At 67.3% G+C, this 22988-nt stretch carries 19 protein-coding genes, 1 tRNA gene, 1 pseudogene and 2 riboswitches; of the genes and pseudogenes, 14 read left to right on the top strand and 7 right to left on the bottom strand.

The window, feature by feature from the left end; all coding sequences use genetic code 11:
- Positions 1-6: 6 nt before the first annotated feature.
- The 3 genes from BM419_RS14590 to BM419_RS14580 all read right to left on the bottom strand — a co-directional run bounded on the left by BM419_RS14590 (position 7) and on the right by BM419_RS14580 (position 2414).
- Positions 7-1077: an acyltransferase family protein gene (locus tag BM419_RS14590; protein WP_091926831.1), complete on the bottom strand. Its 1071-nt coding sequence runs from the start codon at positions 1075-1077 to the stop codon at positions 7-9.
- Between the two features lie 116 nt (positions 1078-1193).
- Positions 1194-1568, bottom strand: coding sequence for an HNH endonuclease family protein (locus BM419_RS14585; protein WP_091926830.1), 375 nt, complete (start codon positions 1566-1568; stop codon positions 1194-1196).
- Between the two features lie 15 nt (positions 1569-1583).
- Positions 1584-2414, bottom strand: coding sequence for an alpha/beta hydrolase (locus tag BM419_RS14580; protein ID WP_091926829.1), 831 nt, complete (start codon positions 2412-2414; stop codon positions 1584-1586).
- A 114-nt stretch (positions 2415-2528) separates the two neighbouring features.
- A riboswitch (TPP riboswitch) is annotated at positions 2529-2634 on the top strand.
- 71 nt (positions 2635-2705) lie between these two features.
- On the opposite strand from BM419_RS14580, the gene thiC reads away from it, so the two are divergent.
- On the top strand, positions 2706-4592 hold the full coding sequence (gene thiC, locus BM419_RS14575) for a phosphomethylpyrimidine synthase ThiC (protein ID WP_091680898.1): 1887 nt from the start codon (positions 2706-2708) through the stop codon (positions 4590-4592).
- A 22-nt stretch (positions 4593-4614) separates the two neighbouring features.
- Here the strand turns inward: thiC and BM419_RS14570 are convergent, their stop codons facing one another.
- Positions 4615-5151: a TY-Chap domain-containing protein gene (locus tag BM419_RS14570; RefSeq protein ID WP_091926828.1), complete on the bottom strand. Its 537-nt coding sequence runs from the start codon at positions 5149-5151 to the stop codon at positions 4615-4617.
- Between the two features lie 236 nt (positions 5152-5387).
- On the opposite strand from BM419_RS14570, the gene BM419_RS14565 reads away from it, so the two are divergent.
- Entirely contained in the window at positions 5388-5726 is a 339-nt protein-coding gene (locus tag BM419_RS14565) for a flagellar protein FlaG (RefSeq protein WP_091926827.1), read from the top strand.
- A gap of 2 nt (positions 5727-5728) precedes the next feature.
- On the opposite strand, the gene BM419_RS14560 is transcribed toward BM419_RS14565, so the two are convergent.
- A complete protein-coding gene (locus BM419_RS14560; protein WP_020092830.1) occupies positions 5729-6553 on the bottom strand; it encodes a class II glutamine amidotransferase in 825 nt (274 codons plus the stop codon).
- 118 nt (positions 6554-6671) lie between these two features.
- Positions 6672-8441, bottom strand: a complete 1770-nt coding sequence (locus BM419_RS14555) for an N-acetylglutaminylglutamine amidotransferase (RefSeq protein ID WP_056527957.1) — start codon at positions 8439-8441, stop codon at positions 6672-6674.
- A gap of 254 nt (positions 8442-8695) precedes the next feature.
- Between BM419_RS14555 and BM419_RS14550 the strand changes: the two genes are divergently transcribed.
- The 5 genes and pseudogenes from BM419_RS14550 to BM419_RS14535 all read left to right on the top strand — a co-directional run bounded on the left by BM419_RS14550 (position 8696) and on the right by BM419_RS14535 (position 15469).
- A tRNA-Gly gene (locus BM419_RS14550) sits at positions 8696-8770 on the top strand.
- Between the two features lie 826 nt (positions 8771-9596).
- Positions 9597-10280 (top strand): annotated as a pseudogene (locus BM419_RS14545) (aminotransferase class III-fold pyridoxal phosphate-dependent enzyme); the annotation flags it as partial.
- Between the two features lie 205 nt (positions 10281-10485).
- On the top strand, positions 10486-11376 hold the full coding sequence (locus tag BM419_RS31945) for a hypothetical protein (RefSeq protein ID WP_139257072.1): 891 nt from the start codon (positions 10486-10488) through the stop codon (positions 11374-11376).
- Between the two features lie 479 nt (positions 11377-11855).
- Positions 11856-12049, top strand: a riboswitch (cobalamin riboswitch).
- A 181-nt stretch (positions 12050-12230) separates the two neighbouring features.
- Positions 12231-14288 (top strand): TonB-dependent siderophore receptor, encoded by a 2058-nt coding sequence (locus tag BM419_RS14540; protein WP_244540776.1) that lies wholly within the window; start codon positions 12231-12233, stop codon positions 14286-14288.
- Entirely contained in the window at positions 14288-15469 is a 1182-nt protein-coding gene (locus BM419_RS14535) for an acetyltransferase domain-containing protein (RefSeq protein ID WP_091926825.1), read from the top strand. Before BM419_RS14540 ends, BM419_RS14535 begins: the two co-directional genes overlap by 1 nt.
- 194 nt (positions 15470-15663) lie before the next feature.
- On the opposite strand, the gene BM419_RS14530 is transcribed toward BM419_RS14535, so the two are convergent.
- Positions 15664-16566 carry a LysR family transcriptional regulator gene (locus BM419_RS14530; RefSeq protein WP_091926824.1) on the bottom strand — a complete coding sequence of 301 codons (903 nt, stop codon included), beginning with the start codon at positions 16564-16566 and terminating at the stop codon, positions 15664-15666.
- Between the two features lie 225 nt (positions 16567-16791).
- Between BM419_RS14530 and BM419_RS14525 the strand changes: the two genes are divergently transcribed.
- The 7 genes from BM419_RS14525 to BM419_RS14495 all read left to right on the top strand — a co-directional run bounded on the left by BM419_RS14525 (position 16792) and on the right by BM419_RS14495 (position 22608).
- Positions 16792-18099, top strand: coding sequence for an NAD(P)/FAD-dependent oxidoreductase (locus tag BM419_RS14525; protein ID WP_175556310.1), 1308 nt, complete (start codon positions 16792-16794; stop codon positions 18097-18099).
- Positions 18100-18143: 44 nt separating this feature from the next.
- Positions 18144-18791: an RraA family protein gene (locus BM419_RS14520; RefSeq protein ID WP_091926822.1), complete on the top strand. Its 648-nt coding sequence runs from the start codon at positions 18144-18146 to the stop codon at positions 18789-18791.
- 55 nt (positions 18792-18846) lie between these two features.
- Positions 18847-19761 (top strand): amino acid ABC transporter substrate-binding protein, encoded by a 915-nt coding sequence (locus BM419_RS14515; RefSeq protein ID WP_091926821.1) that lies wholly within the window; start codon positions 18847-18849, stop codon positions 19759-19761.
- Positions 19762-19871: 110 nt separating this feature from the next.
- A complete protein-coding gene (locus BM419_RS14510; RefSeq protein WP_091926820.1) occupies positions 19872-20594 on the top strand; it encodes an amino acid ABC transporter permease in 723 nt (240 codons plus the stop codon).
- A 51-nt stretch (positions 20595-20645) separates the two neighbouring features.
- The gene (locus BM419_RS14505; RefSeq protein WP_091926819.1) at positions 20646-21338 is read left to right on the top strand and encodes an amino acid ABC transporter permease; all 693 of its coding nucleotides are present in this window, start codon (positions 20646-20648) and stop codon (positions 21336-21338) included.
- 148 nt (positions 21339-21486) lie between these two features.
- Complete coding sequence (locus BM419_RS14500; protein ID WP_091926920.1) at positions 21487-22215, top strand: amino acid ABC transporter ATP-binding protein; 729 nt, start codon at positions 21487-21489, stop codon at positions 22213-22215.
- 21 nt (positions 22216-22236) lie between these two features.
- Entirely contained in the window at positions 22237-22608 is a 372-nt protein-coding gene (locus BM419_RS14495) for a RidA family protein (RefSeq protein WP_091926818.1), read from the top strand.
- Positions 22609-22988: the final 380 nt, after the last annotated feature.

Below are 22988 nucleotides of genomic sequence, written 5' to 3'. Positions count from 1 at the left end.
GGTCCCTCAGGTCGCCTGCAGGGCCGGGCTCTGCTTAGGCCCGGACCCGGCCAGCCGGAACCGGCGCGGCCGGACGAACAGCAGGTCGAGCGCCGTCCCGCGGACCTGCCGCTCCAGCATGAGTGGCAGGATTACCGCCATCGCCATGACGGTCAGGCTCGCGAGGCCGATATCGGTGATCGCGCCGGTGCGCACGAGGATCTCCCGCGTCGCGGCCATCGGCAGCGAGAAGGCCAGGTAGATCACGATCGAGCGCTGGCCGCAGGTCCGGACCGCCTCGGCGGCCGGACCGCCGGCGCGGCCGATGAGAGCCGCCGCCACCACGATCGCGAGGGCACCGGCCCCGCCGAGGGCGAGGCTCACCAGCGGCAGGCTGGCGAGGGTCGGATGATCCGGCAGGCCCGACGGGGTCAGCGCGAGCCAGCCTTCCAGGACCGCCCAGGCGCCGAGGCCGCAGAGGGCGAGCGGGACGCGGCGGCGCGCCGCGTCGGCGAGCGCGAAGATCCGCCCGGCGAACAGGTAGCCCGCGACGAAGTAGACGTAGCGGGCGCAGAACTCCTCGATCAGGGTCGACTCGCTGCGGATGTCGGCGATCTGCAGCAGGGCGGCGCCGGCGAGGAGCACGCCGCCGGGCACGCGGCGCAGGGCCTTGGTGACCACCGAGAACACCGCCAGCAGGTAGATGAACCAGAGGCTGGAATAGGGCTCGATCAGTGCGTGGGCGAGATGCACCGCGAAGGCCGCGGGACCGGCATCGCCGACGATCTTGCCGTACTTTGCGACCGACTGGATCACCAGCCAGAGCAGGTAGAAATAGGCGAAGTGGACGACCCGGCGGTCGGAGAACAGGCGCCAGTCGCGGTCGATCACCCGTCCCACGAATAGGCCGGAGAGCAGGAAGAAGTCCGGGATCCGGAACGGCTTCGCGAAGGCGACGACCGGGTGGAGGAAGCCCTCGCCGCCCATGGCCTCGCCGGTGCCGATGACCGAATGCATCATGACGACCAAGAGGATGCAGATCCCCTTGGCGATATCGACCCAGGCGAGTCGATCCCCCGTATCCCCGACCCCGGCCATCGTCCGAACCCTCGCGATCGGGCCGATCCTGGACCGGTTCGGGTTGACGGCAAGGAACGGGGCGGCGGCCACCTGCGGATGTGACGAACGCCCGGTAAACGCCGGCCGGGCAGGTGTCAGATCTTGCGGCGCGCCGACTTCCGCTCGCGGGTCATGCGCGTGGCGGCGTGGAAATCGTCGGGCTTGCCGCGGACCCAGACGAGGAAGCGCGCGATCTCCGGATCGGCGCGCAGGGCCTCGATGTCGGCGAGGCGCTTGGCGATCTCCGCCTCGCTGTAGCGGGCGTGGATCGCCGAGTGGCAGATCTGGTGCAGCCGGACTGTGCCGCGATGGGTCCCGCCCTTCAGCTTCGGCGTGAGGTGATGGAGGCTGGAGCGGGCGCGGCGCGGGATCGGGCGCTCGCAGAGGGGGCAGACCGGGTCCGGCGGGCCTGGGACGCCCGGCGCGTCCGGATCCTCGGCGCTCCAGCGCTGCGAGCGCCGTCCGACCACGCGAGCCTCCCTCTCCTACCCCTGCTGGTCCACCGGCTGCGGGCAGGCCGGACCGACGCCCTGTCCGAACAGCGCCTCGGCCTCGCGATCCCGGCTCCCCAGGATGGAGACGTGGTCCCCCGGGATCACGTCGATCCGCGCCCGCGGCCCGGCCGCCTCGGCGAGGTTCCGCGCCAGCTTGGCCGGCACCACCGTGTCGTCGCGGCCCTGCACGATCAGCACGGGCGCCGACCCGTCGCGGATGCGCAGGTCCGAGCGGTACGTGTCGCGCAGGAGCCAGATCGGGGCTAGCGGGACATGCAGCCGCACGGTGTGGGTCATCGAGTCGAACGGCGCCTCCAGGTACAGGCCGATCGTCGGCACCCGTTCGGCGACGGCCACGGCCACGGCGGCCCCAAGGGAGTGTCCGTGGAGGAGGATCGGCGCGTCGGGCGCCCGCGCCCGCGCGGCCTCGACGGCCGCCAGCCCGTCGCGGATTAGCCCGTCCTCGCTGGGGCTGCCGGTGGAGCCGGGGTAGCCGCGATAGGCCACAGTGAGCACGCCCCAGCCGCGCGCCCGCCAGGGCTCCGCGGCGAAGCGGGCCGCGTGCGGCTCGGGGCGGGACCCGTTGCCGTGGAAGCTCACGACGACGCCGCAGCCCGGCCGCGGAGGCCGCCACAGGCCGTGCAGGGTCTCGCCGTCGGGGGTCGCGACCGTGATCGTCGCGAGGCCCGGCGGGATCGTCCACGGGTTCTGCGGCCCGAAGGCGCCCGGATAGAGGAACCGGCGCTGCCCGAGCGCGAGCGCGGCGCAGGCCAGCCCGCAGAGGATGAGCGCGGCGAGCAGGAGGCCGGCGATGAGGCGCATTGCGGTGCGATTGCGGCGGGGGAGAACGCGTGCGTTCGGACGAACGGTTTCGGGGATGTGTTTTCTAGGGCGGCCGGTCAGCATTGACAAAGCCGTCCGCGGGCCCGAGTCTGGAACCGTTCCGAGGGGGGCCCTGAAGAGGGCTGAGATTGGGCACGCTGCCCTGACCCTTGAACCTGATCCGGCTCATACCGGCGGAGGGACGGGAACCTGCGGTCGCATCTCGCGCGACCTCATCTCATCTCGGCCATCGCGTGGACCGGACCGCTCCAGCACGAGGAGAGGCCCACGATGAACGCACCCGTTCTCCCGAAGGACGTGAAAGGCAGCCCCGAGACCGTGACCACGGGTCCGGTCACCGGATCGCGCAAGGCGTACGCGAACCCGGCCGGGCGGCCGGACATCCGCGTTCCCTATCGCGAGATCGTCCTCTCCGATCCGAAGGAGGAGCCGGTGCGGGTCTACGACCCGTCGGGCCCCTACACCGAGACCGATGCCCGTATCGACCTCAACGCCGGCCTTCCCGGCGTGCGCGAGCCCTGGGTCGCGGCCCGCGGTTACGCGGCCGTCGCGCCGCGGGCGGTGAAGCCCGAGGATAACGGCTTCGCGGGCGACAAGCTCGTGGCCCCCTGCCCCGCCGAGCGGACCATCCGCAAGGCGGCCCCGGGCCAGATGGTGACCCAGTACGAGTTCGCCCGCGCGGGGATCATCACCGAGGAGATGATCTACGTCGCCCATCGCGAGAACGTCTGCCGCGAGGCCATGCTCGCGGGCGCCGAGGCCGCGCTCGCGGACGGCCAGAGCTTCGGGGCCTCGGTCCCGCCCTTCATCACCCCGGAATTCGTGCGCGACGAGATCGCCCGCGGCCGGGCGATCATCCCGGCCAACATCAACCACACCGAGCTGGAGCCGATGGCGATCGGCCGGAACTTCCTGGTCAAGATCAACGCCAACATCGGCAACTCCGCCGTGACCTCCTCGGCCGCCGACGAGGTCGAGAAGCTCGTCTGGTCGATCCGCTGGGGCGCCGACACGGTCATGGACCTGTCCACCGGCCGCAACATCCACAACATTCGCTCGTGGATCATCCGCAACAGCCCGGTCCCGATCGGCACGGTGCCGATCTACCAGGCGCTGGAGAAGGTCGGCGGCGACCCGCTCAAGCTCGACTGGGAGGTCTTCAAGGACACGCTGATCGAGCAGGCCGAGCAGGGCATCGACTACTTCACCATCCATGCCGGCGTGCGCCTCGCCCACGTGCCGCTGACCGCGCGGCGCGTCACCGGCATCGTCTCGCGCGGCGGCTCGATCATGGCCCGCTGGTGCCTCGCCGGGCACCGGGAATCGTTCCTCTACGAGCGGTTCGACGAGATCTGCGACATCATGCGGGCCTACGACGTCTCGTTCTCCCTGGGCGACGGTCTGCGCCCGGGCTCGATCGCCGACGCCAACGACGCCGCCCAGTTCGGCGAGCTGGAGACGCTGGGCGAATTGACCAAGGTCGCCTGGGACAAGGGCTGCCAGGTGATGATCGAGGGCCCCGGCCACGTGCCGATGCACAAGATCAAGGTCAACATGGAGAAGCAGCTGAAGGAGTGCGGCGAGGCGCCGTTCTACACCCTCGGCCCGCTGACCACCGACATCGCCCCCGGCTACGACCACATCACCTCGGGCATCGGCGCCGCCATGATCGGCTGGTTCGGCACCGCGATGCTCTGCTACGTCACGCCGAAGGAGCATCTCGGCCTTCCGGACCGGGACGACGTGAAGACCGGCGTCATCACCTACAAGATCGCCGCCCACGCCGCAGACCTCGCCAAGGGGCATCCCGCCGCGCAGCTCCGGGACGACGCGCTCAGCCGCGCCCGGTTCGACTTCCGCTGGGAGGACCAGTTCAACCTGGGCCTCGATCCGGATACCGCCCGGCGCTTCCACGACGAGACCCTGCCGAAGGACGCCCACAAGGTCGCGCATTTCTGCTCGATGTGCGGGCCGAAATTCTGCTCGATGAAGATCACGCAGGACCTGCGCGCCGAGGTGCTGGCGATGGAGGAGGCCGGCGAGGTCGTGGGCGCGGCGCCCGCGATGTCGAAGGCCGAGGCCGAGGCCGGCATGCGGGCGAAGTCGCAGGAATTCCTGGCCGAGGGCGGCAAGCTCTACGTCGACGCCGCCGAGTGAGATGGCGGCGCGCCCGGTCCGCTCAGGATTCGGGCGCGCCGCAGCCCCGCCCCGGCGTTCCGCCGTGCGGGGCCTCGATATCGAGAATGTCGCCCGGGCGGGCGCCGTAGGCATCGTGCAGCGCCGCGAGCATCAGATCCGCGGCGATGCCCGTGTCGGGCGGCGATCCCAGCTCCACCAGGCGCGCGAAGTTCTCCGCCGGGTCCGCCTGGACGTATCCGAGCGCCGCCAGCGCCTGCCGTGCCGTCGCATCCAGCCGCAGGCGCCTTCGGCCGGGTGGCCCGTAGGCGCCCGACGCGGCCTCGCAGAACATCCGCGTATCCCGATCCTGGAAGATGCACTGGACGTAGCGCTGCGCCTGTCCGTGCGGCGCGACGACGATGAAGCGGTCGCGCGAGACGTCGACCGGCCCGCGCCTGTGGATGGCGTCGAGACGCTCCACGACGGCGCAGCGGTGCTCGCGGATGAACGGCGCGCGCGTACCCGGATCGCCAGCCGCGGCCGGCGCGGCGAGCGCGGGACTGGTCACCAAGACGAGCATCGCCGAGATCCTGTACATCGCGTGCTCCACGCTGCGCGGGGCGGGCCGCATTCCCGTTGCGGGAAGACGAACCGGCTGGGCGCCGAGTCGACCCAGGAGAAAATTCAGCACGGATTTGTGTCGCCCCGGTAACGCGATGTTCATCGCATCTCCGATCCCGCCGCATCATCCGGTGGACCGGCGGTCGCCATTAAGGAACGATTAGGCAGGACCGCGCCTCAATCCTTCGATCACAGGATCGCAGGAGACCGGCGATGGAGATCCGAACGCTGACATCCACGACGCCGGGGCCGCAGGGCCTCGACGCGCTCGGAGCGACGGCCGCCGCCGCCGTGACCCAGCAGGCGCCCGAGCCCGAGACCTCCGCCAAGCCGCTCGAGCCCGCGGTGAAGCTCGACATCGGCACGAACGGCGGCAAGGCGCGGTACATCCAGGATCCGGACACCAGCTCGATCGTGTTCCAGGTGGTCGATCCGTCGTCCGGCAACGTGATCGACCAGCTCCCGAGCGAGACCGCCCTGCGCAATCGCGCCTACGATTCCGCCCGCAGCGCGCAGGGTTCGCAGAGCGGCAGCCTCTCCCGCGTCGCCTGAACTCAGGCGCGCAGCCGGCGGACCGAATCGTCGACCGGCGGCGCGGCTAGGCCGAACTGCGCCAGCGGCAGGATCTCCACCGGCGCGTCCCGCCGCGCGACGAGCACGCTGTTCTCGGCGACCGTCGTCCAGGTGCCGTGATCCCGGTCGAGCGGCTCCGAGGCGACGACCACGCCGCCCTCCGAAGCGCGGTAGTAGAGCGAGTTCGCCTTGTCGTTCGCGGCGTAGCGGAACGCGTAGAGATCGCGCCCGTCGGCCAGCGCCGCGGTGAACCGGAACGGATGCGGCCCGGCGAGATCCGTGAGGCGCGCGAGCGCGCGCGCCGTCGCCTCGACAGGATCGCGGCGCGGCCCCGGTCCCATCAGGCCGCAGCCCAGCAGCCCGAGGAAGATCGCTTCGGAATCGGTGGTCCCCGCGCGCGACGGGTACAGCTCGTCCGGGATCAGCGCCTCGACCGGGCGCCGCAGGCGGCTCCAGTCGCCGATATAGCCGTTGTGCATGAACAGCCACGGACCGCAGGCGAAGGGATGGCAGTTCGGCCGGGTGATCGGCGTGCCGGTCGCGGCGCGCACGTGCGCGAAGAACAGGTGCGAGTGCAGGTGCCGGCACAGGTAGCGCAGGTTGTCGTCCGACCAGGCGGGCTGGACCTCGCGGTACCGGCCGGGCTCCGGGTGATCGCCGTACCAGCCGAGCCCGAACCCGTCGCCGTTGGTCGCCGCGGTCGATTCGAGCGCCGCGATGCTCTGCGAGACGAGGCTGTGGGACGGCTCGGTGACGTAGTGCTCCAGCGGGATGGTGCGTCCCGCATAGGCGATCCAGCGGCACATCGACGGGCTTCTCCGGGTGTCTGTCGACCGGCTGATCCGGGACGATCGTGGACAAAGCGCGGCACCTTGAGCGCGCGATCGATCACGATCCGTCGCGAAAGGCGTGCCGCGGCCCGTCTCAGACGCCGTGCGTCTGGAGCCAGCTCTCCAGAAGGGCCACCTGCCAGAGCTTCGAGTTGCCCTTGGGCGTCAGCGTGCCGTCGGGATCGGCGAGCAGGTGATCAACGTAGGCGCGGTTGAAGATGCCGCGCGCGCGCGCCTCGGGACGGTCCAGCACGTCGCGAACGTAGTCGAGGAACGGGCCGCGGATGTGCTTCAGCGCGGGAACGGGGAAGTACCCCTTCTCGCGGTCGATCACCTCGGCGGGGACGACAGCCCGCGCGGCTTCCTTGAGGATGTACTTGCCGCCGTCCCGGACCTTGAGCTCCGCCGGGATGCGTGCCGCCAGCTCGACGAGGTCATGGTCGAGGAACGGCACCCGCGCCTCGAGGCCGCAGGCCATCGTCATGTTGTCGACCCGCTTGACCGGATCGTCGACCATCATGACCTCTTGGTCGAGTTGCAGAGTCTTGTCGATGGCGCTGTCGCTCCGCGAGTTCGCGAAGAAGGTCGCGATGTAGTCGGTGCTGTGATCGCCGCCGACCATGTCGGGCGTCAGGGCCTCCCGCATCTCGGCATGGTCGCGGTCGAAATACGCTTTCGCGTAGTCGGCGACCGGGTCCGTCGAGCCCATCAGCTTCGGATACCAGTGATAGCCGCCGAACACTTCGTCGGCGCCCTGCCCGCTCTGGATCACAGTCACGTGCTTGGCGACCTCCTGCGAGAGCAGGAGGAAGGCCACCGCGTCGTGGCTCATCTGCGGCTCCGACATCGCCGCGATGGCCGCGGGCAGCGCCTCCAGCGTCCGGGTGCCGTCGACCGCGAGCTTCGTGTGGTCGGTGGCGAAGGTCTCGGCGATGATGTCCGAGTACTTGAACTCGTCGCCTTCGACGCCGTTCACCGCGTCGAAGCCCACCGAGAAGGTCTTGAGGCCGCGCTGGCCACCGCGCGCCAGCAGGGCCACCAGCAGCGAGCTGTCCAGGCCGCCCGAGAGGAGAACCCCCGTCGGGACGTCGGCGACCTGCCGGCGCTCGACAGCGGTGCCGAGGGCGTCGAGGACGGCCTCGCGCCAGTCCGCCTCGGTCCGGCCACGGTCGGCCGCGCGGGGGCCGATCGCCAGGGTCCAGTAGGTCGACGCGTGCCGCGTCCCGTCCCGCTCGATCGTCAGGATCGTCGCCGGTGGCAGCTTGCGCACGCCCTTGAGGATGGTGAGCGGGGCCGGGACGCCCGCGTGCCAGCTCATGTAGTGGTGGAGCGCGACCGGATCGACCGCGGTATCGACGTCGCCGGCGGCGAGCAGGGCCGGGAGCGACGAGGCGAAGCGGAAGCGGCCCTTCGTCTCGCTGTAATAGAGCGGCTTCACGCCGAGCCGGTCGCGCGCCAGCACGACTCGCCCGGAATCCCGCTCCAGGATCGCGAAGGCGAACATGCCGGCGAAGCGCTCGACGCAGGCAGTTCCCCAGGCGTGGAAGGCCTTGAGCACCACTTCGGTGTCGCTCGTCGAGAAGAACGCGTAGCCCTTCGCCTCGAGTTCGGCGCGCAGCGCGCGGAAATTGTAGATGCAGCCGTTGAACACGATCGCGAGCCCGAGGGCGGGATCGATCATGGGCTGCTGCCCGGCCTCGGACAGGTCGATGATCTTGAGCCTGCGATGGCCGAAAACGACCCGGCCGGAACCGAAGAGCCCCGCTGCGTCGGGCCCGCGCGGCCGCAGAGACCCCATCATCGCGTCGACGGCGGCGGGGTCCGCCGGCCGGTCGAAGCAGATCTCGCCGCAGATTCCGCACATGGTGTCAGCAGGGTCTCGGTCCGGCGCCACGCGCGCTTCGTCGAGCGAAACGGCTCGCGCGCCGCGGCGTTCCGCCGACCCGGCCGGGACGCCGCGCCGGGCTCACGCGGGGTCGCCCGGGGATCACGACCGGGAGATGCCGGACCCGTTTGACGCCATCGCCGTCGAACTGCTAGACCGTGGCCGTACATGAGCGCACGGCGCCGTTCGGAGTTCGCGCTCCGCGACAGACCTTATCCGTGCCGACCATGTCGGCGGGCGTAGTTCAGTGGTAGAACGTCAGCTTCCCAAGCTGAATGTCGTCGGTTCGATCCCGATCGCCCGCTCCAAAAAAACCCGTAAGTGTACAACGGGTTAGCTGCACAAACGCGGCCTCGCTGACGAAAGACCTTGAGGGGCCGTACAACGCGCGTACAACGGGCGTCTGCTCATTTGACGGTGACGGTGCTGATGGAACGCGCTGCACAACCGCAATCCCGCTCCTTCCTGCGTTCCGATATCGGCAGCCTCTGACCGCGTAAGATCGATTGCTTCTTGTAGATTCGGCGACCGGCAGACGGTGCCCTGAGTATCATCATTGGCCCTATCTGGGCTTGGAGCGGCACCCAAGCCGTATTGCCGCCTTGGCGTCCGCTCGTCTCACAGTCTGAATCCCGGAGGTACGACTCCCCTCAGCTCCACCACTTTTTTTCGCGTCAGAAAAACGAGCGGTGACAATGATTTAGGAGACGATCCCCCAAGCTTTCTCCCCTGACTCCCCATTTAAAGCACGGGTTTCTCCCCACGCTTGGATGCGCGGCGCAAGTTAGTTCCTTCGTTCGGTTCCTTCGCTGTCGTGCGGTTTTCCTATATCCCGCGACGCCCTGGCACTTGCTGGGTGACACGAGGATCGCAATGCGTTCGGCTTCGTAGCACCTTCGATCGTAGCATGCGACGAAGGAACGCGCAGCACGCGCCGTTGCAGGCAGTATCACGTCGACGCCAGCCAGCCTCCGAACATCCCGACGATACGGTGATCGCAGAGCCAACTATGAGCGCGAAATCGCTCGGTAGCGGCGACTCGTGGCCGACCTGTCGTTGAAGAAAGCATGTGCTGGCGGACGTCGCCTCGGGAAACTTGTTCTCTTTTTATGACGTGATTAGAGAGAGAAAGAATGGGCGGAGCCGGTGATGGCCTCGGGCGGGGTCTGCGTCCCGCCGGAGAAATACTGGGCGAAGATCCAGGCGGTGCTGCACCGCTACGACGTGCTGCTGGTGGCCGACGAGGTGATCTGCGGCTTCGGGCGCACGGGGGCGATGTTCGGCTGCGAGACCTTCGGCATCGAGCCGGACGTGATGGTGCTCTCGAAGCTAATCTCCTCCTCGTACATGCCCCTCTCGGCGATCCTGATGAACGCGAACTTCTACGAGCCGATCGCCAACGAATCCGCCCGGCTCGGCGTGCTCGGCCACGGCTACACGGCCTCGGGCCATCCCGTCGCCACCGCGGTGGGCCTGGAGAACATCCGGATCATCGAGGAGCGCGACCTCGTGGGGAATTGCCGGCGCCTGAGCCCGCTCTTCCTCGAGCGGCTGGCGGGCCTCGCCGAGCACCCCCTGGTGAAGACGTTGCGCGGCGTCGGCCTTATCGGGGCCCTCGAGCTGAAGCCCGCGAAGGCACCCGGCGCGAAGCCCGGAGCGGCCGGCACCGCGATCCAGGCCGCCGCCCTCGAACAAGCGGTGATCGCCTCCGCCATCGGCGTTTCCTTGTGCTTCTGCCTGCCGCTGATCGTCACCGCGGAGCAGATCGGCACCATGTTCGATGCCGTCGGCCGTGCCCTCGACACGATCGCCGCGTGAGCCCGATAGACCAGATCCGCACGACGGGTCGGACCGATCTCGGCGAGATGGACGCGGCGAGTAGATCGGCGAATGTCGCCTGGTTGGGCAATTCGCTCGCGAGAAGCTTCAGCAAAATGTGCGAGCAGCATCCGGAGCATCTTGGCCTTTGACGTTTTCACAAATCCGGGTGATCTGAAGAAGGGTCTCAACTCGGAGCGCCCTTATGCCCGCCCCTTACGCCAGCCATATCGAAGCGCCACTAGGCATCGTTCGAACAACGTTGCGCGATGCCTCCTTACGCATTCTCACTGCACACGGTCGTGACCTTCAATCCGGATCCGGCACTGTCCGCTACGCTGGCGTAGCCGGGTTCAAGGTCTTCTACTTCACGGGCGAACCAGGCGTTATCGCGCGCCGGGGACCAGGCAAATGGAGCACGCCGCCAGGTCCCATACCGGATGCGGTGCAGCACCTCATCGACGTCGATGCCGGCGCACACGTGCTCGGAGTGGGCTGGCGCGGCAACGGCACTGTTCTGCACGATCGCTTCGTACGCGGCCCGTGGGAGTACGAACTTCTTCGCGCAGCCGGCATGACGGCTGGCATCCCGCAGATGAATCGTGTCGCGCCTGTTGGTCCGGGGCGCGGCAGCCGGGTGACTTGGCCGATCGAGGAGATTGTTGGCATTCGCCGAGGCCGGCTGGACTACCCGATCACCTTTGACGTGCTCGGATACTGGAAAGGCATGCCGGAGGTGGCGCCGGCAGGTACGAGCTTCGCCGATCTCGTTGCCATGGTGACAGAATGCTACGACACCTGTCGTGAGGCGGACGATGAGCCGGACAGCAGTGTTGGTTTCAGCGGCTTCGGGTTTAAGGCGTGGTTAGGTGAGCGCCCGTTCAGAGCGGGCGCTCCAAAGGGCAGGCCGGACCTCCGCTACTGGATCGCACCGCACGGCGGCGCGCGAGCAGCGGCGGCTCTGCTGCTTCTGCTGTCGCGCTCCGTATGCATGCTCGATCAGCCCTTTCTTGAACCCAGCTCGCGAGGAAAGGAGCGTGTGGCACACCTTTCGCCGTTGGCGACGCTGAGTCCGCTGCGTCCATCCTATGGTTAGGGGATCTCACGGTCTTTGTGGCGTCTGAACCTGAGCAGGACAGATTGATGCGCCGATCCTGCTACATGTCTGCCAAGTTGGCGCAAAAAGGTCCCGCAGCTCTAAGCTTTTGGTCGCCTGACGGCAATCCCATCGGTTAGGCCAAATCTTGATCCACCCTGTACGCCGCGAGGAGGTTGTCGAGCAGGTATCGAATGGCACATTGCGGCAACGGCGGCTCGTTCAATCAGCTTGGCTCGGTAGAGCAGGGTCCGCCTTCGCAGTAGGCCTATCTCGAAGCAGCCATTCCTCTTTCGGCCAGCGTCGGTCTCACCAGTAGGCCCGTCGGGATGACTGGGGTGGGTGGTTTCCGGCCAGTCAGCTTTGGAGCGTCAAACTTGAATAGCGGACGTTCGACACTCGCTAAAATGGCCAAGCTAGACAGCCGGCGTGACGGCAGAGCTATTTGGACGCCGTCGTTGACTCACGGGTTCGTGAGGCTGTAGCTGGGCCGTGACGGTTCCCTTCGGGGATCAAAAGGGAACGCGGTGAGGGTGACAGCCCGATGCCGTGGCTGCCCCCGCAACTGTAAGCGGTGAGCCCTTCACCACCATGTCACTGGGTCACCCCGGGAAGACGGTGCGAGGGCGATGACCCGCGAGCCAGGAGACCTGCCGTCAGCCGTGGTCACACGCGAAACGCGTCGGGCGGGGTGTCCTGGCGGGTGTCGAAGCGCTGCCTCGTGAGGCGGTGGCCCAGGCCTCGTTCGCGGTGACGTGCCACTGCCGTCCCGAGGTCCCAGGCCCGTGTCCCGTCCCGCTCCGCAATGGCGGCTTCGCGCATCCGTCGCATCGCTCGCGCTCGTCTCCCTTGGGTTGGCCCCAGCGACCGCCCAGGGCCTACAAGCTGACCCCGCTCCGGCCTCGGTCGTACTCGACCCGCTCTCGGTCGAGGGCAGCTACACCGCCGCCCCCACCTATCAGGTCAAAGATCTCTACAGCGGCACCAAGACGGTGACGCCGCGGCTCTCTCTGCCCCAGCAGGTTGACGTCGTGCCCCAGGAGGTCCTCCGGGACACCGCCGCCACCCGGGTCGAACGAGCGCTCGACTACGTCCCGGGCGTCAACAAGCAGAATGATTTCGGCGCCCAGAACCTCGCGCTCTACTCGGTGCGCGGCTTCGCTACCCAAGACATCTTCTTCAACGGCTTCAACATCGCCCGCGGCTACAACGGCGCGCCGGACACACAGAACGTGCAGTCCATCGAGGTGCTCAAAGGTCCGAGCGGGGCACTCTATGGACGCAGCGACCCGGGCGGCACCGTCAACATTCTGACCAAGCAGCCCGTGGCGCTGCCTTTCGTCGAGATGGGTACCCTGTTCGGGAACTTCGGCACGGCGCGCACCACCGTCGACGCCGGCGGACCGCTGAACGAGGAGGGCACCGTCCTCTACCGGTTCAACGGCGCGCTCGCCCGGCAGGACAGCTTTCGCGATTTCGTCGACGGCGACCGTGTCCTGGTCGCGCCCGTGGTGAGTTGGCTGATTAGCCCAGACACCAAGCTCACCGTCGAGGCGCAGTACCTTCGCAACCGTCAGACCTTCGACCGCGGGACGGTCGCGGTGAACAACCGCCTGGGCCTCGTCCCGCGCTCGCGATTCTTCGGTGAGCCGGGCGACGACTCGGTGTCAGAAGCCGGGATCCTGCAGATCCGCCTGGATCACGCCTTCAATGCCGACTGGCAGCTCAGGGTTGCCGGCCACTTCAACACCGGCAGCCTGACCGGCCTGCAGACAGGCGCAACCGGCCTCCTCGACGACGGCCGCACCCTGCTGCGCGAGTTCCGCCGGCACGACTTCACCTGGGGCGTCGCCATCGGGCAGGCCGAGCTCGTCGGGCACTTCGATACCGGGCCGTTCGCGCACACAGTGCTGCTCGGCCTTGAGCACGAGCGCTACAACAGCACCGAGAACCTGCTGCGCTCGACGCCGCGGCTCGACCCGTTCGCCATCGACCTGTTCAACCCGGTCTACGGCCAGCCCAAGCCGCCCTTCACGCGGCGCTACAGCGCGAGCGAGAACGTCGGGAACACCGCCGTCTACGTGCAGGACCAGATCGCGCTCAGCCCGCAATGGAAGCTGCTCCTCGGCAACCGGACCGACTTCTACAACCAGACCTTCCGCGACAAGGTCGGCAACGAGCGGACGGAGCAGGACCGGACCGGCTTCTCACCGCGTGCGGGTCTCGTCTACCAGCCGCTCTCCTTCCTCTCGTTCTACGGCAACGTGGCGGCCTCGTTCCGACCCAACACCGGCTTCGATATCGCGACCCGACCCTTCGCCCCCGAGACCGGCTTCGGCTACGAGGCCGGCGTCAAGCTCGATCTCTTCACCGGCCTGAGCGTGACCGGCGCGGCCTTCCACATCGAGAAGGAGAACGTCCTCACGACCGACCCGAGGGACTTCTTCTTCCAGATTGCCGCCGGCGCCGTGCGTAGCCAGGGCTTCGACCTGAGCTTCGTCGGACAGGTTACACCCGAGTTCCGGGTTATCGGCGGCTATGCCTTCATCGACGCGGCGGTGACCCGCGACGAGGTCCTGCGGGTCGGCTCGCCGCTGCTCAACATCCCGCGCCACTCGGGCAGCCTGCTCGGCGTCTACGAGGTCCAGGCCGGCGACTGGAAGGGTTTTGGGTTCGGCGGTGGCATCCGCGCGGTCGGCGCGCGCCTTGGGGACAGCGGCAACGAGCGGTTCCGGCTCCCGGGCTACGTGTTGACCGATGCCCTGGCCTACTACCGCTACGAGAACCTGCGCTTCGGGCTCAACGTCGATAATCTCTTCGATGAGACCTATTACGAGCGCTCCTACAACGCCTTCTGGGTCGGCGTCGGCGAGCCCCGACGGGTGACCGTCAGCATGACGGCGCGGTTCTGATGAGTGTGCATCCGGGCACGCTGGGGGCGCCGGCGGAGAAATCGGTCAGGACCGGACGCATCGTCTCCATCGATGCCCTGCGCGGGCTGGTAATGGTGCTGATGCTCCTCGACCACCTGCGTGAAACCTGGTTCCTGCACGTGCCGGTCGCCGACCCGATGGATGCCAGGACCGCCCTGCCGGGCCTGTATCTCGCGCGCCTCGCGGTTAGCCTGTGCGCGCCCATCTTCATCGCGCTCACGGGGGTGGCCGCGTACCTGTTCAGCACCCGGCACACCCTGGCGGAGACGCGCGCCTTCCTCGTGAAGCGCGGCCTCGTGCTGATGGCTCTGGAGGTCTTCTACCTCTCGGAGCTATACTGGGGCGTCGCCAGCCCGACCCTTTGGCTTCAGGTGATCTGGTGCATCGGCGTGAGCATGATCGTCCTGGCGGCGATGATCGGCCTGCCGCGCTCGGTTCTCTTCGCGGTCGGGACGCTGATCGTTTGCGGGCACAATCTCCTCGACCCCATCCAACTCCGGCCCGATGATCCCTTCTTCGCCGCCTGGGCCATGCTGCACCAGCGCGACGTCATCGCGCTCCCATTCGGTCTGGTGGCCAAGACGACCTACCCGGTGCTTCCCTGGATCGGGGTCATCGCTCTCGGCTATGCCATCGGCCCGTGGTTCTTGCCCGGCGTCGCCCCACGGACGCGCGTGCGCCGATTTGCGGCCATCGGCATCACGATGCTGGTCGCCTTCGCGGTGCTACGCCTGGCGAACGGCTACGGAGACAAACCGTGGTTCGTCGTCGACGAGGACGCCCTGCGGACCGCGATGAGCTTCTGCTCGTTGACGAAGTATCCGCCCTCGCTGCTGTTCCTGCTCCTGACGCTCGGGATCGGGGCGCTATTGCTGGTCATGTTGGAGCGCCTGGGCGACCGCCCGGTCGTCGCGGCGCTGGCGGTGTTCGGAGGCGCGCCGCTCTTCTTCTACGTGGTCCATCTCACGGTTCTACGGCTGCTCTACCATGGCGCTTTCGCGCTCTGGGGCCCGACGCAGGGCACCGTGTTCGCCGTATCAGACTACGCGTGGGTTCTGGTTTGGTACGTAGGGCTGATCGCGCCCCTCTACTTCCCGACCGCTTGGTTTTCGCGCCTCAAGGCGTCGCGACGCGACATCGCTTGGCTCAAGTACCTCTAGGGTCAGACCCATCAGCTTGGCTAAGAGACGGTCTGGTTGCGACCCAATGCAGCCATTAATTTCGATTGGATGAAAGCCTGAAAGCAGACGTTAATCGGAGCAGCGCTACCTCGCTATCTGTTGCTTTGAAGGCTTGTCCATAAATAGCTGCATAAAGGAATTCAGTGAGGAGATCAGGCCGGCACGACGCGTCCTCAAGCTTGTAGCTGGCGCGTGAAATCGCAGACTGAAGCGGCCAGTCCGGCGATCTCTGCATTGAAAGCGGTAGGCCGGTCGGTCCGGTAGATCGCGGCGTAGGGGATCGGCGGCATCTGCGGCTCGGTAGGGATGAGCACCAGCTTCCCCTCGTCGAGCAGCGGCCCGAAGCATTCGCGCGGGAGGAGGCACACACCGGCGCCGGCGACGGTCAGGCCAACCAGCGCCGTGAGGCTGTCGCACAGGATCACGTGCGGGAACTTGATCCCCTCAAGCTTGAGCCACCTGTTGTAGAACTGGCCCGCCCCAGAGCGGCTATCCATTGTCAGTAGGGGATAGCTTGCTAGTGAGGCGATCGGGATCGCGGAGGTCGTGTCGACCAGGCTGGGCCGGGCCATCCAGGCATTTGCCACCTCCGCAAGCCGCAAGGACGCCAGGTGGGGGCCGTAATCGGTCTCCGGCACCACGATCACGTCGATCAGGTCGTCGTTGAGCAAGGCGTGCAGCTCCCGGGTCGTCTCGACCCGCGGCTCGATCAGGATCTTCGGATGGTGTGCCCGAAGCTCGTTCACGAGGCGCGGCAACCATGTCAGCGCCGAGAGCTCGGTCACGCCGAGCCTGAGCCTGCGCGCCGGTGCGGCCTTGGCGTGCTGAACCGCCAGCAACTGGTGCTGCAGTTCCAGCATCTCCCCTGCGATGGCCAACAGGTGCTCGCCCTTCTCGGTCAGGCGTACGCCTGCCCTCTGCCGGCGGTCGAAGATCACGACCCCGGTGGCGGCCTCCAGCTCCTGGATCCGTTTCGAGATGGTCGATTGTGTCAGGTTGAGCCGGTCGGCCGCGCGCTCGAAGGTCCCGAGCTGGACGATAGACTGCAACGCTTCGAGCTGGCGCAGGGTGATCATAACGGGCTCCGGCACGGTCGCGGCGCGTGGCCCGACCGTGCCCAAGACCTTCGCATACGGCACGAATCAGTGCCAGTTATCAGTCGATAAATCGATCACAAAACAGTCGTAACTATCGCTTTTTTACGGTCCGGATGGGGCATAGTTTTTGGCAACGAACCAGACCGGATGCCGCGAAGGCATCGTTCGGTGGTCGACGGCCAGATCCCGACGCGGTGCCCCGAGATGCCAACACTCTCCCTGGATAACCTTACGAACGGTCCGGACGGCAGCTGCGATACGGCGATCATCGGCGCCGGCATCGTCGCGCTGGCCCTGGCCGTCCGCCTGCAGCTCGAAGGGCGCCATGTCATGCTGCTCGACCCGAAGGAGCCTGCCAGCGGCACCTCGTTCGGCAACGCGGGCTACCTCAGCCGCGGCAGCATCTTCCCCCCCGCCTCCCCGGAGATGATGCGCCGGCTGCCCCAGCTCATGCTCGACCCGTCAGGGCCGCTGGTGATCCGCCCTTCCTACGCGCATCGGATGGTGCCGTGGGGCATCCGCCTGATGGCGGCGTCCCGGCCGAAGCCGTTGTCCCGCATCGTCGAGGCGCTGGCCGCCCTGTGCCGCGACGCGGTCACGAGCTACCGGCCGCTGCTGGCCGCAGCCGGGGCCGAGGACATGATCGACGTGCGGGGCAGTCTGGTCGTGTGCCGGACGCAGGCGACCCTGGAGCAGAAGGCCGCCGCGATCCCGATGCTGCGCAAGCACGGCATCGTCGCCGAGCGCATCGACGGCGCCGAGGCCCGTCGCATGGAGCCGGCCCTGGCCACCGACATCGCCGGCGCCGTGTACTTCCCGGACAACGCCCGCTGCGTCAGCCCGGGGGCACTAGGCGCGCGGTTTGCCGAGAGCGTGCGGGCCAAGGGCGGCACCCTGAGGCAGACGGCCGTGACCAAGCTGCACCCTCAGGGCGAGGGCTGGCTGCTGGACACCTCGACCGGACCGGTGGCGGCCCGTCAGGTCGTCGTGGCGGCCGGTCGCTGGTCCGACGAGCTGCTGGCGCCGCTCGGCTACACCATCCCGTTGATCTCGGAGCGGGGCTACCATCTCATGCTGCCGCGAGCGGAGGTGTCGCTGAGCCGCCCGTGCGTCATGGCCGAGCCGTTCTTCGCCGCCACGCCCATGCGCGGCGGCCTCCGGTTGGCCGGCACGGTGGAGTTCGCGAACACCGACGCGCCGATGAACCCCAGGCGGTCGGACAAGCTCTACGAGCTGGCGGTCCCGTACCTGCCTGGGCTGCGCCGGGAGGGCGCGACCCGCTGGATGGGCGTGCGCCCGTCGCTGCCCGATGCCCTGCCGGCGATCGGGGCGGCGAGCGGCCACCGCAACCTGTTCTACTGCTTCGGCCACCAGCACATCGGCCTGACCACCGCTGCGATCTCCGCGCAGCTGCTCGCCGACGTGATGCTGCAACGGACCCCCTCGCTCGATCCCGCGCCGTTCAACCTCGACCGCTTCCGGCGCCGGCAGTCCGACGCGCGGGCGGCCTGAAGCACCGCGCCGCCGCCCAGAAACCACAGGGAGCACGTGCACGCATGACCGGTGTGAGCCACCAGCCGTTGCCGCCGTCCGTCGATCCGGATGTCATCGCGGCCTTCAGGGACGCCGCAACGGCGACGATCAGCGACAACCTCGACCGACTGCCGGGCATAGTGGGGCTTCGACCGTTCCACCGGGGTGGCAAGCTCGTCGGCACGGCCCTGACGGTCAGGGTGCGCGCAGGGGACAACCTCGCGATCCACCAAGCGCTCAACGTGGCGCGTGCCGGCGACGTCCTCGTGATAGATGGCGGGGGAGACACCACCCGCGCGCTGGTCGGCGACATCATGAAGGCCATCGCCGAAAGTCGCGGGGCGGTCGGCTTCGTGATCGACGGGGCGATCCGCGACGCCGATGCGTTCCTGGCCTCAGACTTTCCCTGCTACGCCCGGGCGGCGATCCACCGGGGACCCTACAAGCAGGGACCGGGAGCGATCAACGTGCCGGTGAGCGTCGGCGGCTGGGTCGTAGAGCCCGGCGACGTGGTGGTCGGCGACCTCGACGGCGTCGTGAGCTTCCCCCCTGCCCAAGCCGGCGCCCTGATCGAGGCGGTGCGGGCCCAGGAAGCCCGCGAGGCCGAGGTCCTGCAGATGATCCGGGAGGGCCGCTACGACGGCCGGTACGGCAAGGTCACCAAGGCCTGAACGATCAAACGCGCGAACTACCCCACCTTCGACAACCGACCGTAGCGAGGAAACGATGCGCATCTTGGGCGTGATCATGGCGGCCGCCGTGCTGGCCGGCCCGGCGATGGCCGGCGACCTGACCGGAACCCTCCTGAAGATCAAGCAGGGCAACAAGGTCGTGCTGGGTGTCCGCGACAGCGGCCCGCCGTTCAGCTACATCGACGACAACCAGAAGTACGTCGGCTACACCATCGACATCTGCGGCAAGGTCGTCGAGGCCCTGAAGAAGGAGCTGGCGGCGCCGGACCTGAAGGTCGAGATGCTGCCGGTGACGTCGTCGTCGCGCATCCCGCTGATGACCAACGGCACCATCGACCTTGAATGCGGCTCGACCACCAACAACCCCGAGCGCCAGAAGCAGGTGACGTTCACGAACTCGCACTTCGTGACGGCGAGCAAGTTTGCCTACAAGAAGGCCAACAACCTGCGGAAGGTCGAGGATCTGAGGAACAAGGCCGTCACGTCCGTCTCCGGCTCGACCAACATCGTTCAGCTCAATCGGGTCAACAACGAGCGCAAGCTCGGCATCACCGTTCAGCCCGCGAAGGACACGGTCGAGTCTTTCCTGCTGTTGGAGACCGACCGCTCGGCCGCGTTCGTGATGGACGACGTGCAGCTCAGCGTCCTGATCGCGATCTCGAAGGACCCCGCCGCCTACGCCATCAGCGAGGAGGCGTTCGGCCTGCCCGAGCCGTACGGCATCATGCTTCGCCGCAACGACGCGCCGTTCAAGGCGGTGGTCGACCGGGCGACGGCGGACCTGTACCGCAGCCCCGAGATGAAGGCGATCTACGACAAGTGGTTCCTGTCGCCCGTCCCTCCGAAGGGGATCAACTACAACTTCCCGATGCCGGCGGAGCTCAAGAACGCATTCGAGCATCCGACCGATAGCCCGGACCCCGCCGCCTATCAGCTTCCGCCGAAGTAACGCCCGGTTCCATGGCAGCTGAAGGCCAAAGCTCCGCTGGCGGCCCGACAGGTCCCGACCTGGTCGGCCGTCCAAGAACAAGGAGCGGGCCGCGCGAACGGGAAGACAGCATGAATTACAATTGGAACTGGAGCATCTTCTTCGACCAGTCCCCGGAGGGGACCGGGATCTATGCGGACATGCTCCTGTCCGGCCTGTACTGGACCATCGTGACGGCGCTCTGCGCCTGGGCGATCGCTTTTAGCCTCGGCTCTCTCATCGGCGTGCTGCGCACGCTGCCGAGCAAGACGGCGAACGCCATCGGCACGACCTACGTCGAGATCTTCCGCAACGTGCCGCTGCTGGTGCAGATGTTCCTCTGGTACTTCGTACTGCCGGAGGTGCTGCCGAAGGGCCTCGGGGACGCGATCAAGCAGTTGCCCGAGGCGCCGTTCTACACGGCGGTGGTCTGCCTCGGCTTTTTCACCGCCTCCCGCGTCGCCGAGCAGGTCCGCGCCGGCATCCAGGCCCTCCCGCGGGGCCAGCGGATGGCAGGCACGGCGATGGGCTTCACCACGGCGCAGACCTATCGCTACGTGCTGCTGCCCAATGCTTACCGGATCATCCTGCCGCCGATGACCTCGGAATTCCTCAACAATCTCAAGAACACGTCGGTGGCGCTGACCATCGGCCTGCTGGAGCTGACCGGCCGGGCGCGCTCGATGCAGGAATTCTCCTTCCAGGTGTTCGAGGCGTTCACGGCGGCGACGCTCCTGTACGTCGTCATCAACCTCGTGGTCGTCACGGCGGCGACCTTCGTCGAGAAGGCGGTCGCCATCCCCGGCCAGCGCTGAGGTAGGCCCGCCACCGACCACCGACCCGACGGCCATCTCGGACAGGCGCCGATGCTCTCGAACTTCGATTTCTCCGTCATCGGCTCGTCGCTGCCTTACCTGTTCGGGCAGGGCATGGTCTTCACAGTTACCCTCACCGCCATGGCGGCCGTGGGCGGCGTGGTCATCGGCACGCTGCTGGCCATGGCGCGCCTGTCAGGCATCCCTGGCCTGTGGCATCTCGCCAAGGGCTACGTCGAGCTGTGCCGCTCCCTGCCGTTGGTCCTGGTGATCTTCTGGTTCTACTTCCTGGTGCCGTACATCGGCGCCTACCTGACCGGATCCTCGACGCCGATCCAGGTCGGCGCCTTCCCGTCGGCGCTAATCACCTTCACCGCGTTCGAGGCGGTCTACTTCGCCGAGATCATGCGCGCCGGCATCCAGTCGATCCCGAAGGGCCAGACGGCCGCTGCGAAGGCGCTGGGCATGAACTACTGGCAGACCATGGGCAACGTGATCCTGCCCCAGGCCTTCCGCAACATGCTGCCGCTGCTGCTGACCCAAACCATCATCCTGTTCCAGGACACGTCGCTGGTCTACGTGCTCTCGCTCACCGACTTCATGGGCGCCGCCTCGAAGGTGGCCCAGCGCGATGGCCGCCTCGTCGAGATGTATGTCTTCGCAGCCGCCGTCTACTTCGCGATCTGCTTCTCGGCCTCGTTCCTGGTGCGCCGCCTGCAGCGCCGCGTCGCCATCATCCGCTGATCAGGGGGCACCGACCATGACTTCCTCCCCGATGCCCACCCCCAATGCTGACGAACCCGTCGCCGACGCGACCTATGCGCCTCAGGACGCCGGCCTGCAGCCCGGTCGCCTCGTGCCCGGGACGCCTCAGACAGCGCCCGGCGAGACGATGATCGCCATCGACGACATCAGCAAATGGTACGGCAGCTTCCAGGTGCTGACGAACTGCACCACCAAGGTCGCCAAGGGCGAGGTGGTGGTGGTCTGCGGCCCCTCGGGCTCGGGCAAGTCGACGCTCATCAAGTGCGCGAACGCCCTGGAGCCCTTCCAAAAGGGCCAGATCACGGTGGCGGGCACCAAGGTCGCCGACAAGGCGACAAACCTGCCGAAGCTCCGTTCCCGGGTCGGCATGGTGTTCCAGCACTTCGAGCTGTTCCCGCACCTGTCGATCACCGAAAACCTCACCATCGCCCAGCGCAAGGTGCTGGGGCGCGGCGCCGAGGACGCGAAGAAGCGCGGCCTCGACCTGCTCGCCCGCGTCGGGCTCGGCGCCCACACGAACAAGTTCCCGGGCCAGCTCTCCGGCGGCCAGCAGCAGCGCGTGGCCATCGCCCGGGCGCTGGCCATGAACCCGGTGGTGATGCTGTTCGACGAGCCGACCTCGGCGCTGGACCCCGAGATGGTCGGCGAGGTGCTCGACGTGATGGTCGAACTCGCCAAGGAAGGCATGACCATGATGGTCGTGACCCACGAGATGGGCTTCGCCCGCAAGGTCGCCGATCGGGTGATCTTCATGGACCGGGGCGAGATCGTCGAGGACGCCACGAAGGGCGACTTCTTCGGCAGCCCCCGGTCGGAGCGGGCGCAGGCCTTCCTGTCCAAGATCCTGCAGCACTAGCTTGACTTTGGAGTATGTACGATGACTGCACTGCAACGCTACGACTCACCGCTTTCCGCGCCTCTGTCGAAGGCCGTGCGCGCGGGCGATCTCCTGTTCCTATCCGGACAGACGCCGAAGAACGCTGACCTGACCCCGCTGCGGGGAGACATCAAGGTCCAGACGGAGAACGTGATCGAGACTATCAAGGCGTCGCTCGCGGAGTTCGATCTGGATCTCACCTCCGTCATCCGCTGCACGGTCTGGCTGTCCGACATCCAGATGATGAAGGAGTTCAACGAGGTCTATGCCCGGTACTTCGGGGCTGCCCTTCCAGTGCGTAGCACCGTTGAGGCCAAACTCTCGCAAAATGTCGATGTGGAAATCGAAGTGACGGCATGGTTCGGCAAGTGAGAGGTTCGAGCAATCTAATTTACGGTATCCTGTAATAGACTGACATACGGCATGACAAAATGCCAGCGATCAGCGTAGATCGTTGTCATGCTCGAAACAAACTGCGTCGCGGGTGCTCAGATATACAAAGCTCTCGCGATGCATTTATTGATCCCTCGTCCGTCCGACACTCGACGTTGCTCTACCCACACTTATGGCTCGCTTGGACGGCGCGAAAGAGCAACAAGACCCAGTTTCGAACGTCCGCTTTCTTGATCGTAGTCCTGGAAGCGGACCGTCGCAAAACCTGAAGAGTTTCGGTCGCCGCGAGGCGTACGAAAGTCTTGGATGAACGAACCCGCGGGATGGCGGGCGGGCCTATGGGGATTTGGGCTGGGCGT

The sequence above is a fragment of the Methylobacterium sp. yr668 genome (assembly GCF_900116245.1).
Classification (GTDB): domain Bacteria; phylum Pseudomonadota; class Alphaproteobacteria; order Rhizobiales; family Beijerinckiaceae; genus Methylobacterium.
The sequence above is the reverse complement of the archived record's forward strand: the minus strand, read 5'-3'. Positions and strand labels throughout refer to the sequence as shown.